Source organism: Nocardia brasiliensis ATCC 700358 (assembly GCF_000250675.2).
Taxonomy (GTDB): Bacteria; Actinomycetota; Actinomycetes; order Mycobacteriales; family Mycobacteriaceae; genus Nocardia; species Nocardia brasiliensis_B.
Map to the genome: position 1 here is coordinate 4,948,826 of NC_018681.1, position 14,130 is coordinate 4,962,955.

The 14,130-nt window shown below is 68.3% G+C and carries 14 protein-coding genes; 8 read left to right on the forward strand and 6 right to left on the reverse strand.

All coding sequences use genetic code 11. The features are described 5' to 3' along the window. Positions 1-2: 2 nt before the first annotated feature. Entirely contained in the window at positions 3-1,205 is a 1,203-nt protein-coding gene (locus tag O3I_RS21940; protein ID WP_014985170.1) for a 4-hydroxybenzoate 3-monooxygenase, read from the reverse strand. Continuing rightward, entirely contained in the window at positions 1,202-2,434 is a 1,233-nt protein-coding gene (locus O3I_RS21945; RefSeq protein WP_014985171.1) for an MFS transporter, read from the reverse strand. The genes O3I_RS21940 and O3I_RS21945 overlap by 4 nt, the downstream gene beginning before the upstream one ends. A gap of 102 nt (positions 2,435-2,536) precedes the next feature. Between O3I_RS21945 and O3I_RS21950 the strand changes: the two genes are divergently transcribed. Beyond that, on the forward strand, positions 2,537-3,439 hold the full coding sequence (locus O3I_RS21950) for a LysR family transcriptional regulator (RefSeq protein ID WP_014985172.1): 903 nt from the start codon (positions 2,537-2,539) through the stop codon (positions 3,437-3,439). A gap of 11 nt (positions 3,440-3,450) precedes the next feature. Here the strand turns inward: O3I_RS21950 and O3I_RS21955 are convergent, their stop codons facing one another. Both O3I_RS21955 and O3I_RS21960 read right to left on the reverse strand, forming a co-directional pair. Next, the gene (locus O3I_RS21955; RefSeq protein WP_014985173.1) at positions 3,451-5,796 is read right to left on the reverse strand and encodes a glycoside hydrolase family 65 protein; all 2,346 of its coding nucleotides are present in this window, start codon (positions 5,794-5,796) and stop codon (positions 3,451-3,453) included. Continuing rightward, the gene (locus O3I_RS21960; protein WP_193364878.1) at positions 5,793-6,563 is read right to left on the reverse strand and encodes an HAD family hydrolase; all 771 of its coding nucleotides are present in this window, start codon (positions 6,561-6,563) and stop codon (positions 5,793-5,795) included. Before O3I_RS21960 ends, O3I_RS21955 begins: the two co-directional genes overlap by 4 nt. A gap of 107 nt (positions 6,564-6,670) precedes the next feature. Here O3I_RS21960 and O3I_RS21965 point away from each other — a divergent pair, with 107 nt between their 5' ends. From O3I_RS21965 to O3I_RS21975, 3 genes are read left to right on the forward strand one after another with little or no spacing between them, the layout of a single operon-like run. Beyond that, positions 6,671-7,234 (forward strand): nucleotidyltransferase family protein, encoded by a 564-nt coding sequence (locus O3I_RS21965; RefSeq protein ID WP_041562769.1) that lies wholly within the window; start codon positions 6,671-6,673, stop codon positions 7,232-7,234. Beyond that, positions 7,235-7,504 carry a BON domain-containing protein gene (locus tag O3I_RS45585; RefSeq protein WP_041562770.1) on the forward strand — a complete coding sequence of 90 codons (270 nt, stop codon included), beginning with the start codon at positions 7,235-7,237 and terminating at the stop codon, positions 7,502-7,504. Between the two features lie 5 nt (positions 7,505-7,509). After that, positions 7,510-8,229, forward strand: a complete 720-nt coding sequence (locus O3I_RS21975; protein ID WP_014985175.1) for a metallophosphoesterase family protein — start codon at positions 7,510-7,512, stop codon at positions 8,227-8,229. On the opposite strand, the gene O3I_RS21980 is transcribed toward O3I_RS21975, so the two are convergent. Further along, positions 8,226-8,852, reverse strand: a complete 627-nt coding sequence (locus tag O3I_RS21980; protein ID WP_041562771.1) for a DSBA oxidoreductase — start codon at positions 8,850-8,852, stop codon at positions 8,226-8,228. The genes O3I_RS21975 and O3I_RS21980 overlap by 4 nt on opposite strands. 115 nt (positions 8,853-8,967) lie before the next feature. Continuing rightward, complete coding sequence (locus O3I_RS21985; protein WP_014985177.1) at positions 8,968-10,047, reverse strand: AraC family transcriptional regulator; 1,080 nt, start codon at positions 10,045-10,047, stop codon at positions 8,968-8,970. A 213-nt stretch (positions 10,048-10,260) separates the two neighbouring features. Here O3I_RS21985 and O3I_RS21990 point away from each other — a divergent pair, with 213 nt between their 5' ends. The 4 genes from O3I_RS21990 to O3I_RS22005 all read left to right on the forward strand — a co-directional run bounded on the left by O3I_RS21990 (position 10,261) and on the right by O3I_RS22005 (position 14,082). Continuing rightward, complete coding sequence (locus O3I_RS21990; protein WP_014985178.1) at positions 10,261-11,136, forward strand: hypothetical protein; 876 nt, start codon at positions 10,261-10,263, stop codon at positions 11,134-11,136. Between the two features lie 78 nt (positions 11,137-11,214). Beyond that, complete coding sequence (locus O3I_RS21995; RefSeq protein ID WP_014985179.1) at positions 11,215-11,601, forward strand: hypothetical protein; 387 nt, start codon at positions 11,215-11,217, stop codon at positions 11,599-11,601. Positions 11,602-11,701: 100 nt separating this feature from the next. Then, on the forward strand, positions 11,702-12,814 hold the full coding sequence (locus O3I_RS22000) for a PLP-dependent cysteine synthase family protein (RefSeq protein ID WP_014985180.1): 1,113 nt from the start codon (positions 11,702-11,704) through the stop codon (positions 12,812-12,814). After that, the gene (locus tag O3I_RS22005) at positions 12,811-14,082 is read left to right on the forward strand and encodes an MFS transporter (protein WP_014985181.1); all 1,272 of its coding nucleotides are present in this window, start codon (positions 12,811-12,813) and stop codon (positions 14,080-14,082) included. The genes O3I_RS22000 and O3I_RS22005 overlap by 4 nt, the downstream gene beginning before the upstream one ends. The last annotated feature ends 48 nt before the right edge of the window (positions 14,083-14,130 follow it).

Consider the following 14,130-nt stretch of genomic DNA (forward strand, 5'->3'; position numbering starts at 1 on the left):
GCTCACTCCTTTCGTCGTTCGGTCGGTTTCCGTTGCTGCCAGCCGGTGTAGGCGTCCGCGAAATAGGCCGCGCCGTACCGTGATCCGGTGATCAACGCGAGTTCACCGCGCTGGCGCTCGATATCGAAGGGCGACGCACCGTCGATGCTGTGCAGCATGGTGGTCGCCCAGTAGGAGAAGTGCTGGGCCCGCCACACCCGGTCCAGGGCGCGCTCGGTGTACCGGTCGAGCACATCCGGGTCACGCCGGGCGTAGAACTCGGCGATTTCCTCCGCCAGCACCGCGACATCGGCGAGGGCGAGGTTCAGTCCTTTCGCACCGGTGGGCGGCACCGTATGCGCGGCGTCACCGGCCAGCAGCAGGTTCCCGTGGCGCATCGGCGCGGTGACGAACGACCGGAACGGCAGCACCGTCTTGGCGACGATCGGGCCTTCCCGCAGCGCGAACCCGTTGCCGTCGACGCGGCGGCGCAGCTGCGACCAGATCCGATCCTCGTCCCATTCCTCGGGCCGCGTCCCGGGCGGGCACTGGAAATACATCCGCTGCAACGCCTCGGTGCGCCGACTGATCAGCGCGAAGCCGAATTCCGAATAGGCGTAGATCAATTCGTCGTGCGAAGGCTGCGCTTCGGTGAGTATCCCGAACCAAGCGAAGGGATACTCGCGCAACCACTCCCGGCGGGCACCCGGCGGGTAGGCGTGCCGGCAGATCGAGCGTGAACCGTCCGCGCCGACAAGCAGATCCGCCTCGACGCGCACCGTGCTCCCGCATGATTCGATGAACGTGACGGTCGGACGGTCACCGGAGACATCGACGGCAGTGCCGGTCACGCCGTAGCGCACATCGCCGCCATCGGCGCTGCGCCGCCGCGACAGGTCCAGGAACACCTCGGTTTGCGGGTAGAGCCACACGGATTCGCCGACCAGCTCCTGGAAGTCGATGCGATGGTTCGCGCCGTCGAACCGCAGCACGACGCCGTCGTGCCGGTCACCCGCGGTGCGCACCCGGTCCGAGGCCCCCGAATCCACCAGCAGCCGAACCGAACCCGCCTCTAGGATGCCCGCCCGAATGGTGCTCGCGATGTCGTCGTACCCGCGGTGGTCGACGACCACGCTGTCGATCCCGGCGCGGTACAGCAGATGCGAGAGCAGCAAACCGGCCGGGCCCGCGCCGACGATCGCCACCTGCGTGCGGATATCCGTCACGCCGGTCGCACTTTTCGCTCGAGCTCCGGCTCGGACTCGACCGGGACGAGTCCGTCCACGGTGGTCCGCGGCACCGCGGCCATGGCGAGCAGGCCGATGCCCGCGACCGCCGCGAAGAGATAGAAACCCCACGGGTTCGCCGAACCGGCGACGATGAGCCAGCCGGTGATCGTCGGACCGAAGATCGCACCGAGCCTGCCGACTCCGGCGGCAAAACCCATTGCGGTGGCTCGGATCTCGGCGGGATAGGCCTGCGTCACGTACGCGTAGATGAGCACCTGCGCGGAGAAGACGAAGATGCCCGTGACGAGCACCAGCGTATTGAGCAGCGCGGTGCTGGAGATCCGCACGCTGAGCACCGCCAAGAACAGCGCCGCGGCGGCGAACCACACCAGGACCGTCGGTTTGATCCCGCGCCGGTCGGCGAGCGTCCCGGCGGTGAGCAGGCCGATGACCGCACCGATGTTCAGCATGAGCAGCACGGTCAACGAGGTAGACATGTTGTATCCGGCGTCGCGCATCAGTTTGGGCAACCAGGTGTTCAAGCCGTACACGAGCAGCAGGCCCATGAACGACCCGACCCAAACCCCCAGCGTCGCACGCACATACAGCGGACGCAGCAGCACAGTTGGGCGCACCCGGTTGGGCGTCGCCTTGGCCGCCAGGTACGCCTCCGACTCCGGCAGCTTGGCCCACAGCACCGGCAGCAGCAGGAAACCGGCCGCGCCACCGGCGTAGAACAGCGGCTCCCAGTGCGGGATCACCCGCAGCGCGAGCAGCGCGGTCAGCACCGCGCCGGTGTGATAGCCGGTCATGGTGATCGTGCTCGCGAACGCACGCTGTGCCGGCGGCATGTGCTCGGCCATGAACGTCAAGGCGGTCGGCAGGCAGGCGCCCAGTCCGATGCCCGCGATCAACCGGAACGCGGCGAAGACGCCCACCGAGCCGGCCAGTGGTATCGCGGCGGTGAACAGCGAGAACACCGCGATCGAGCAGAGCAGCATTCTACGCCTGCCATAGCGGTCCGCTATCGGACCGGAAGCCGTCGCGCCGAGGGCGACACCGACCAGAGAGATGGTGGCGGCGAAAGTGGTACTCGCCGCGGTGAATCCGAGATGACGCTGGTCGATGAGGGTGGGAATGACGGCGCCGAGCACGACGAGGTCGTAACCCTCCAGCAGCACGGTCAGCCAGCAGAGCACCGCCGGCCAGGACAACAACTTCTTCATGGGGAGTTCGTTTCTGGTGTGCAGTTGTGAGTGCCATCACGCTACGATCGGCCCCGTCAGAAATCCAATAGATGTTTTTCCCCACTTGCATAGAGGAGATCTATGGGCGCGGAGTTCGATCTCAACCTCGTCCGAACCTTCGTGCTGCTGTACGAAACCCGCAGCGTGACCGCGGCGGCCGACGTCCTCGGCGTCACACAGCCCACGGTCAGCTACGGTCTGGGCAAACTGCGCCGACGCCTCGGCGACGAGCTGTTCGTGCGCGGCCCCGGCGGCCTGGTCCCGAGTTCGGAGGCCGAGCGGCTCTATCCACCGCTGCGCACCGCCCTCGAGCAGATGGACCTGACCATCGGCGCGACAAAGGAATTCGATGTCTCAGGCCCGATCAGCTTCGCCATCGGGCTCACCGACCTCGGCGAGGTCAATTCACTGCCGCGGGTGCTCGCGGAACTCACCGCTCGCGCGCCCGCCGCGAGCCTGCAGGTGCGCGCGTTCGACATCGACACCGCGACCGACGAACTCACCCGCGGCCGGGTAGACGCGATCGTGGCCACCCCGATCCTGGATTCGGCCCGGCTCAGCAGGCTGCCGCTGTTCACCGAGGGCTACGCGGGCATGGTCGCGGCCGACCATCCGCGCCTGCAGAGCCAGGCCCCCACCGATGCCGAACTGCGCGCCGAACGGCATATCGTCGTGGACGGCGCCACCGGCCACCCCGCGCCCAGGCACGCCCTGCGCGCACACGGTCTGGAGCGTCGAATCGCGGTCCGGGTAACCCGTTTCGCCACCCTGCCCTATGTCGTGCAGGACAGCGAACTGGTCGCGATCGTCCCGCAGCGGGTGGCGCGCGCGCTCGCCCGGACCCACCCCGTGCGCACCTTCGCGCTGCCATGGCAGATCGACCCCGCCGAAGTGGCCGCGTACACCCGCCGACCGCCCGGCCGCAGCCCGGCTCAGACCTGGTTCCTCGACGTCATTCGCACCGCGCTCCAGGATCTGCCGTAGCCGAGGACATTTCAGGCGCGGCGATACGGGGCGCGCCCGTCGGGCGGTTCGGCTTTGGACTCACTCGGCGTATCCGGGATCGGCAGGAGCAGCGGTTGCTGCCCCACGGTGTGCGCATCCCCGTGATGGCGAAAGGTGCAGGGTTCGCCGGACAGCAGTCGGTAGGTGACGGTGTCCCGCGTGATCTCGACCGCCAAACGACTGCCACGCCACAGAATTCGGAAGGCCAGCCGATTGAGCTGCTCGGGTAGCCTTGGGGCGAAACGCAATTCGCCGTCACACTCGCGCATGCCGCCGAATCCGGCGACGCAGCAGCTCCATGCGCCCGCCAGCGAGGCGATGTGCAGTCCACTCGCCACGTTCTGGTGCAGATCGTGCAGATCGGTCAGCGCGGACTCGACGAAGTAATCGAAGGCCAGGGACAGATTGCCGACCTCCGCCGCGAGTATCGATTGGGCGCAGGCCGAAAGAGAGGAATCCCGGACGGTCAACGCCTCGTAGTAGTCGAAGTTCCGTACCTTCTGGTCCGGCGTGAAGGCGTTGGGGCACAGGTACATTGCGAGCGTCAGGTCCGCCTGCTTGATCACCTGTTTGCGATTCAGGTCGAAGTACGGATAGTGCAGCAGCAAGGGATAGCGATCGGCCGGAGTCGCGGCGAAATCCCAGCGCATATAGCGGGTGAACCCCTCCGATTGCTCGTGTACCCCCAGTTCGCCGTTGTACGGCATCGCCGTCTGCTCGGCATCGGCACGCCAGCGCTCGATCTCGGCCGACGAGACTTCGAGACGCCGCGCGACGTCGGGGTGCCGCGCGCACGCCGCGGCGGCTCCGCGCAGATTCCGCTGCGCCATGAGGTTCGTATAGATGTTGTTGTCGGCCAACGCCGAATACTCGTCCGGGCCGGTGACGCCATCGATCCGGAAGGTTCCAGCCGAATCCCGGTGGCCGAGGCCTGCCCACATGCGGGCGGTCTCCACCAGCAATTCCACCCCGCACTCACGCTCGAAGCGCTCGTCGCCGGTCGCGGTGACGTACCGGATGGCGGCGTCCGCGATATCGGCATTGACGTGCACCGCCGCGGTTCCGGTGGGCCAGTAGCCGGAGCCCTCCTCGCCGTTGATCGAGCGCCACGGGAACATCGCGCCGGGCTGCCCGAGTTCGCGCGCGCGCCGCCGCGCCAGGTCGAGCGTGGTGTGCCGCCAGCGCAGCGCGTCGGCGGCGGCGGCGGGCACCGTGTGGATGAGCACGGGAAGCACGAAAGTCTCGGTATCCCAGAACGAATGGCCGTCGTAGCCCGGGCCGGTCAGCCCCTTCGACGGTATCGCCCTGGTCTCGCCGCGCGCCCCCGCCTGCAGCACGTGGAACAGCGCGAAGCGCACGGCCTGCTGCATCTCGGGATCGCCGTCGATCTCGACATCCGCGCTCGACCAGAAGTCGTCCAGATAGGCGCGCTGACGCTCGAGCAGTTCGTCCCATCCGGTCTCCATACCGGCGGCCAGTGCGGCTTCGACCTGCGCGCGCAACGCGGGGGTCGAGCGCTGACTGGACCAGCCGTACGCGAGATATTTTGTCAGGCATACCGTATCGCCCCGGGCCACATCGACCGCGATCGTCAAACGGGCCAGGTCTGCTTCCGCGTGGATCGCGCATCGCGGCGTTGCCGTCGCGGACAACTCGTGATCCATCGCGGCCGCCATCCGCAACCCCGACTGCGCGGTGTGATGGGCGAGTACCGCTTGGAAGTCCCGGGCCGCGGCGAAGTCGGACACCAGCGGCCGATCCAGCCGCGCCGCGGCACGCGGGTCGCCGTGCTGCGCCACCAGCGGCTCGTTGGCGAGCAGATCCGATTGGATCACCAGATCCAGATCATCATCGAGCGGCTCGACCTCGTAGCGGATCGCCGCGAGTGCCCGTTCGGTGAACGAGACGAGCCGTTGCGAGCGGATCCGGACGGACTGGCCCGTCGGCGAGGTCCACACCGTACTGCGCCGTAATGTCCCGGAACGGAAGTCGAGCACGCGTTCGTGGTCTTCGGTGTGGCCGTAACGCAGATCCATCGGCTCGTCACCGACGAGCAGGCGAATGATCTTGCCGTCGGTGACGTTCACGACGGTCTGGCCCTGCTCCGGATAGCCGTAACCTACTTCGGCATAAGGCAATCGGCGCTTTTCGTAGAAGCCGTTGAGATAAGTGCCCGGCTCGCCGACCGGCTCGCCCTCGTCCAAGCCGCCGCGCAGACCGATATGCCCGTTGGCCAAGGCGAAGATCGATTCCGTGCGTTTCAACGCGGTCAAATCCAGTCCGCACCACCGCAATTGCCAGGGATCAACCTCGAAGCCGGGACAGTCCGCCGTCATCGCTGCTCCTTCAACTCCGACAGGTCGGCCACGACAACGTCCGCACCCGCCGCGGTCAAATCCTGCCGATGCCTGCCGTCCCCGACTCGGTCGACACCGACGACGAACCCGAAACCACCCGTGTGACCCGCCGCCACCCCGGCCACCGCATCCTCGAAAACCGCTGCCGCGTCCGGCTGGACGTCCAGGCGACGAGCGGCCTCCAGAAAGCCGTCCGGCGCGGGCTTGCCGTGCAGGCCGAGCCGGACCACATCGTTGCCGTCGACCCGGATGTCGATGCTGTCGGCGATCCCCGTGACCTCCAGCACCGCAGCGGCATTCGCCGACGCCGTCACCACGGCCACCCGCAATCCCGCGGCACGGACCGCGGCGAGATAGTCGACCGAGCTGGGATAGACCTCGACACCTTCGCGCTCGATGAGCGAAAGCAGCAGACTGTTCTTCCGGTTGCCGAGGGCGTGCACGCTCTGTGTGCCCGGCTCGGCGTCCGGCGCACCCTCCGGCAGCGTGATGTCCCGGGACCGCAGGAACTCCCGCACCCCGTCGGCCCGCGGCCGGCCGTCGACGAAGCGCAGATAGTCGTCGGTGGCGAACGGCACGAAATCCGGCCCACAGCGCTGCCGGAGAAAGTCGTCGAATACTTCCCGCCAGGCACGCTGGTGCACCGCCGCGGTGTCGGTCAGGACCCCGTCGAGATCGAACAGTGCCACCGAGATCGCATCGGGCAAACCCAGGCGGCTACCCCGGCCGTCCCTTTCAGAGGTCATGGCGCGGCGATACCCCGTTCCGCCGCCGGAAAACCCCGCGCCGCGCGGCGGCGGGCGACCACGCCGGTCGACCGCATAGTCGACTCGCTACCGGGTATCGCCCGAACATGGTCGCCACGATCGATGAGCTGCTGCACGCACTGACCCGAGCCGTCAATGCGCTGGCCGCGGCCGACGTCAAGTTCGCGGTGGCCGGCGGCTGCGCGGTCTACGCGCGCGGCGGACCGGCGTCGCAACACGATGTCGACATCTTCGTCAGACCACAGGACTGCGACAAGGCGGTGCGCATCCTGGCCGAAGCCGGCCTGCGGGTGTGCGATCCGCCCGAGGACTGGCTACGCAAGGTCTACGCGGGCGACGTCCTGATCGACGTGATCTACCGGCCGAACTACCGCGACGTCACCGACGAACTGCTCGACCGCGCGACCCCGATGCGGATCGGCCCGACCTCCGCGCCCGTGGTCAGCGGCACCGATCTGATGGTGGACAAACTGCTGGTCTTCGATGCGCACCGGCTCGATTTCGCCCCGCTCCTGCACATCGCGCGGGACCTGCGCGAGCAGATCGATTGGCCGGCGACCCGCGAGCAGACCGCAAGCTCGCCGTACGCACGGGCATTCCTCGGGCTGATCGACGATCTCGGCATCACCGACACCGGAAAGGTGGAATAGATGGAGCAGCCGCAATACCTGGTCGCGCACCTGCGCCGCGCCCTCGCCGAGGACCCGCGCACCGCGGAACTCGGTGTGCACGTGACGATCCGGGGCGACGTGGTGGCCCTCGACGGCGAGGTCGCCACCGAGGAACGCAAACGACAGCTGGAAACCGTGGTGCGCGAAGAGCTTCCCCAGGCCCGCATCCACAACGACGTTCGGGTCACCCTGCCGGGCGGCCCCGGCGCCAGCGAGGCCCTGGGCTCCGTCGACACCGGAAGGAGTTGAGCCACATGCGAATAGCCGCCGTCGGCGATGTACATCTCGGCGTCGACTCGCACGGACTGTGGCGTCCGACGCTGCGCGAGTTGCCCGAGCACGCCGATATCCTGTTGCTCGCCGGCGATCTCACCCGCCACGGGACCGTCGAGGAAGCCAAGGTGGTCGCGACCGAATTCACCGAACTCGGCGTGCCCGTCGTCGCGGTGCTCGGCAACCACGACTATCACAGCGATGCCGAAGACGAGATCACCACGCTCCTGGTCGAGCACGGGATCACCGTGCTCGAGGGCAGTTCCGTCACGTTCGACGTGCAGGGCCGGACCCTCGGCGTCGCGGGCACGAAAGGCTTCGGCGGCGGTTTCGCCGGCAAGTGCGCGAGCATCTTCGGTGAGCGGCAGATGCGCGATTTCTCCTGTCACACAGTCGCACTGGCCGATTCGCTCGCCGCGGCCCTGGCCGAGCTCGACACCGATGTCACGGTCGCGCTCACCCACTACTCCCCCGTCAGCGACACGCTGCACGGGGAACCGCGGGAGATCTACCCGTTCCTCGGCTCGTACCTGCTCGGCGAAGCCATCGATGCGCACGCCGCCGACCTGGCCCTACACGGCCATGCCCACGCGGGCACCGAACGCGGCACCACCCCCGGCGGGATCCGCGTGCGCAATGTGGCGCAACCGGTACTCCGGGCCGCCTACGCCATCTACGAGATCGCTGCCGGGGCAGCCTAGCCCAGCTCGGATTCGTCGGTACGGGCGCGCTTCAACTCGGCGAAGGCCGGGCAGGCCGCCAAAACCGCTACGGCATCGAACAGTTCGACGGCGCGCCGGCCCCTGGGCACCGCCGACAGCACCGGCCCGAACACCGCCGCGCCATCGATTTCGATGATCGGCGTGCCCACGTCGGGTCCCACCGCGGCCATCGCCTGCCGGTGACTGCGGCGGACCGCGTCGTCGAATTCGGTGGTGTACGCGGCCGCCAGGACGCTGCGCGGCGCGCCGATGGCGACCAGCGATTCCTCGATGATCTGCTTGCGGTCGCGCATGCGCGCGTGATGAAAACGCGTCCCGAACTCGGTGTAGTAGCGGTCCACCAGGGTCGGGTCATCGAGCGCCGCGAGGGCCGCCACCGCCCGCACCGGCGGCCACCCGTCGGCCAATCGCGCCCGGTACTTCTCCGGCAGCTCGGGATTGTCGGCATTGAGCACCGAAAGACTCATCACCCGGAAGCGCCGGTCGAGCGGGCGGAACTTCTCCACCTCCAGCACCCAGCGGGACGCGATCCAGGCGTAGGGACAGATCGGGTCGAAATAGAATTCCACCCGGGCAGGACTCGGCTCCGAATCGTGACTCAAGCGACCGCCTTCCGGATTTCCATGGCGGGCAGGATCTTTCGCATCTCTCGAACGTAGGCCGCAGCGTCGGTGCGCGCAATCGGCCGCGGTGCCCACATAACAAGGGGCGGACAGTTCAACCCGGCTGGCCGACGATCGAGACAGCGCTGCGCCGCTCGAATCTGGCTGGTGCCGGGCCGCCGCGCCGGGCCTGCGCGGCCCGGCGGATCTGCAGCGGCGTCGCGCCGAACCAGCGGCGCGTCGCCCGGGTGAGCGCCGATTGCTCGCCCAAGCCGATCAGGCTGGTGATCTCCGAGATGGGCCGCTCGGTCTCGCACAGCAGCCGGTATGTGATGTCGCGGCGCGCCGCGTCGAGGACCGCGGTGAACGTGGTGCCTTCGGCGGCGAGCGCCCGTTGCAGCGTGCGTTCGTGCATGGACAGGACCCGGGACACCGCCGCCATATCGGGTTTGGCGTGCGTGATCAATCCGTCGATCGCACAGCGCACCCGGACAGCCGCCGTCTTGTCCCGTTCGGAGTACATGTCGGTCAGGAAGTCCAAGGCCACCGCGTACTTCGTGGCGTTGCCCGCCAGGGTCGGCCTGGTCAGCAACTCCTCGGGCACCCGTAGCACGGTGGTGGTCGCGTCGAATCTCACTTCGGCACCGAAGAATTCGGCGTAGCGGGCCGCGGGTGCCAGCGGCGGATGCGGCAGGTGAACCGATCGCAGGCCATAGTCGCCCCCGACAGCCTGCCGCAATGCGCGGTGGATGGTCCCGGCGGCCAGGTCGATGCTCTGGGCGAAGCCATTCGACTCGGCCGGGTCACGGTAGTTGACCGCGATCGTGCCCGGTTGCCCCTGCGGATCCGCGACCAACGCGAGCGAAACCCCGACCGAGTGGCTGAACAGAAAACGGGACGCGCACGTTACCGCCGCACCCACTGTCGTGGCGTGTGCGATCGCGACGGCCAGCGGTCCGGACGTCGTGTCGAGCTGCCGTCCCGCCAGCCGCAACCCGAAATCCGGGCAGCCGAGTTCGGCCGCCGCGATCTCGAGCGCCCACCCCACCGCCTCGCTCGACACCATGGCGTCGTCGCTCTCGACCGCGGCGGCAGCGATATCGAAGCGTTCGAGCAGGGCCGCACCGTCGCCACCCAGATCCTCGACGAGGGCCTGGTAGCCACGTAATGCCGCTGCGCGCGTCCACACCACCATCGTCGCTCCCGTCGTCGCGCGCGAACCGCCTCCCCGGCGGACGTCAGCTCAATTGCTGGAGCGTAGCCGAGGATCCAGGGTTTGTTCCAGGGTGAAATATCCGGCGTCGCCCGACGACCGGTCCGCTGGCCGACACAAAGCCCTGACTTCCCACGGTGCGCTACCTACGCTCGCCCTCGAGTAGCTCGGAATCGAAAGGGATTGGGGGAGCATATGTTCACCGGACGCACACTCTGGCCGTCGAATCAGCCGATCGCCGCACCTGCCTTGACAGTGTTCGGCAACCGGCTGGTGCTGGTCTGGTCGACCCAGAACGGCACCATGTACGCGGCATCGGGGATGGAAGCCGACGGAATCGTCAACGCGAAACCGCTGCCCGCGGATTTCAGTCTGCAACGCCCGGCCTTGGCCGCCCATGCGCAGACCGGCCTGCTCTACCTCGGCTATACCCGCACCGACGGCAACATGTGGCTCGCGTGGTCGCACAACGGCGTCGACTATCACGACCGCAGGCAGTGGCTGGAACCGCCGATCGGCGGACCCGCCATGCAGTCCGACAACGTCTCGATGTGGTTGACCTACACCGCACAGCGCGATCTGCGGGTCAATGCGGTGCAATCACAGAATCCACCGTTCAGCCATTACGGGCGGAGCCCGGAACCCGCCGAACAGAGCGTGGACACCCCCGGACTGGTGATCCGGCCCGACAAGGGCGTGCTGCTGGCGTGGACCGGTATGGACAGCGCGAACAACCTGAACGCACGCTATATCGGCGTCAATGTGCCGCCCGGGCGCGCGACCTTCAGCGACCGGCTCATCGGCGGCCCGAATCTGTTCCCCCTCGGCGGCCGCTACGTGGCGGGCTACACCGGCAAGAACACCAACCTCTACTTCCTCTTCGGCGTCGACAACCTGAACGAGGGGCAGACCGAGCGGTGGAAGTTCGCCGATACCAGCCCCTGGCCGCCCGCGGTCGCGACCGTCAACGGCGTCACCTACGTCGCCTGGTTCGGCACCGACGGGCAGAACAAACTCAACTTCGCCGACCTCGGCTCGATGCCGACGATCTACCGCGGCGGCAGCGGCTAGGGCAGGCCCTGGGCCGGGGACCGCACTGGGGAGCCACACATCCCGGCACCGGGTCGGGTTCGGCTATGGTTGGCGCTTGTGACCGTGCGAGTCGAGGCACCACGCAGGCGAGGCATCGCCGTCGTGTTCGCGGCGTCCGCGCTGTTGCTCGCCCACGCACTGTTCATGTGCGTGCTCGGCCTGCCGGGCGTCTCCGGTACCGCGCAGGCACTGGTGGCCGCGGACAAGACCCTCGGGACGATCCACCACGCGGAGGCCCCCACCGACGCGCACGATCAGGGCTGCCTGATGAGCATCCCGCAGCGCGCCGCCGAACCCACCGCCACGACCACCGCCGTCGACCTCGACCACGCTGACGCACAAGCGGATCCGAGTCGGCCGTGGCTCGCCGGCTGGGGAACATGGCGGATCGCCGCCCCCGACGGACGCGGCATTCTGCGAAATCTCTGTATCGATCGCTGCTGACGACCAACCCCGCCGGCCGCCGACCTCGGCGCGCCGGCCCGCGGGTTCGTCCGATACAGCACGGCATCTCGGATGCCGCTTCGACTCTAGGAGATCGCTCATGTGCAGTGCCGTTGTCGATCGTGTCGTCTTGTCCGCCAACCATCTTCACCCCCAGGAGCAGAGTCGCCGCCGACCGGCGACGCTCGTCGGGGACACCCCGGTGCTCTGGATCGGGGAACCGTTCGCCACCGCGGGCCATGGATTCTGGGCCAAACTCGAGGCCCACAACCCCGGCGGGATGAAGGACCGCCCCGCGCTGCACATGGTCGAACGCGCCATCGCGCGCGGCACACTGCGGCCGGGCGCCGGAATCGTCGAATCGACCAGCGGCACCCTGGGTTTGGGGCTGGCGCTGGCGGGGATCGTGCATCGCCATCCGGTCACGCTGGTCACCGATCCCGGGATGGAGCCGATGCTGCGGCGCATGCTGGCCGCCTACGGCGCCACCATCGACGTGGTCACCGAACCGAGCCCCGTCGGCGGCTGGCAGCAGGCGCGTCGCGATCGGGTCGCGCGATTGCTTGCCGCCCAACCTGATTCGTGGTGCCCCGACCAATACAACAACCCGGACAACGTCGACGGCTATCAGTCGCTGGCCTTGGAACTGCTCGCCCAGCTCGGGCACATCGACGTCCTGGTGTGCTCGGTCGGCACCGGCGGCCATTCGGCCGGGGTCGCGCGGGTGCTGCGCCGATTCCAACCGGACCTGCGCCTGGTCGGCGTGGACACGATCGGGTCGACCATCTTCGGACAACCCGCGGCGAGCAGGCTGATGCGCGGGCTCGGCTCGAGCATCCATCCGGCCAATGTCGACTATCCGGCCTTCAGCGAGGTGCACTGGGTGGCCCCGCACGAAGCGGTCTGGGCGGCACGAACATTGGCCTCGACGCACTATTGCAGCGGCGGCTGGAGCGTCGGCGCGGTGACCCTGGTCGCGGGCTGGCTGGCGCGCACCCAACCGGCCGGCACCCGGATCGCCGCGGTGTTCCCGGACGGGCCACACCGCTACACCGACACCGTCTACAACGACGAATACTGCGCCGAGCACGGGCTTTTCGATCAGCCGGTGCCGGCCGAACCCGACCTGGTCGACGATCCGCACGCACAGGTGGTGCGGCACTGGACGCGCTGCACCACCGTCGTCGCGCCGACCACGGCGCTCGCCCGATGAGCGGATGGTGGCGCCGCTGGGCCGCTTTCGACCGGCCGAGTCAGGTGCTGATGGTCAACCAGTTCGGCATCAATCTGGGTTTCTACATGTTGATGCCCTACCTCGCCGCGCATCTGTCCAGCGGACTCGGGATGGCGGCGTGGACGGTCGGTCTCGTGCTCGGCGTACGGAATTTCGCGCAGCAGGGCATGTTCCTGGTGGGCGGCACCCTCGCCGACAAGTTCGGTTACAAGCCGCTCATCGTTGCGGGATGTGCCTTGCGCACCGCGAGTTTCGCGCTGCTGGCACTGGCGGACACCTTGCCCGCCGTGTTGATCGCCGTGGCGGCGACCGGCTTCGCGGGCGCATTGTTCAATCCGGCGGTGCGCGCCTACCTCGCCGCGGACGCCGGGGCCGAACGCCGGGTGGCGGCCTTCGCGATGTTCAATATCTTCTATCAGGCGGGCATTCTCGCGGGGCCGCTGGTGGGATTGGCGTTGACGGCGTGGGATTTCCGCGTCACCGCGGGGGTGGCCGCGGTCGTGTTCGCCGTGCTCACCGCCGTTCAGCTGCGCTGGCTGCCCACCCGCGACCTCGACCGAGCGGACGACGGTGCGTCGGTGCTCGCCAATTGGCGTACGGTGCTGCGCAATCGACCGTTTCTGTGGTTCGCGATCGTCATGGTCGGCTGTTACGTGCTGTCCTTCCAGGTCTACCTGGCGCTGCCGCTGCAAGCCGGAATCGTCAGCGGCTCAGCGCAGTCCGGTACCGGGCTGATCGCGGCGATCTTCGCGGTCAGCGGCGTCGTCGCGCTCGCCGGCCAGCTGCCGGTGACCAGCTGGCTCGCGCGGCGCGGCGGCTCCGGTCGCGGGCTGGTGGTCGGCATGGCGATCATGGCCGCCGCGTTCGTGCCATTGCTGTGTGCACCGAACACGGGGGTGCTCGGCGGCAAACCGGTCGCCGTGGCCGCCCTCCTGCTCTGCGCCGCACTCCTCGCCCTCGCGACGGCGGCCGTATTCCCTTGCGAGATGGACACTGTCGTCTCACTCGCGCGCGGCCGGATCGTGGCCACCCACTACGGCTTCTACAACACGATCGTCGGCACCGGCATCCTGCTCGGCAATCTCACCACCGGTGCCCTCTTCGACGCGCTCACCGACGCCGGTCGCCCGGCCCTGATCTGGGCCGTCCTCACGGTGATCGGCGCCGCCTGCGCGCTGGCCCTGTGGACGCTGAACCGGTCCGCGCCGCCGACCCCGGCACGCGTCGAGGTCGCCGCACGCCGCTGACTCACCGCACCCCTTCTGATCCACCGCACCCCGCCTGGCGCAGCGGGT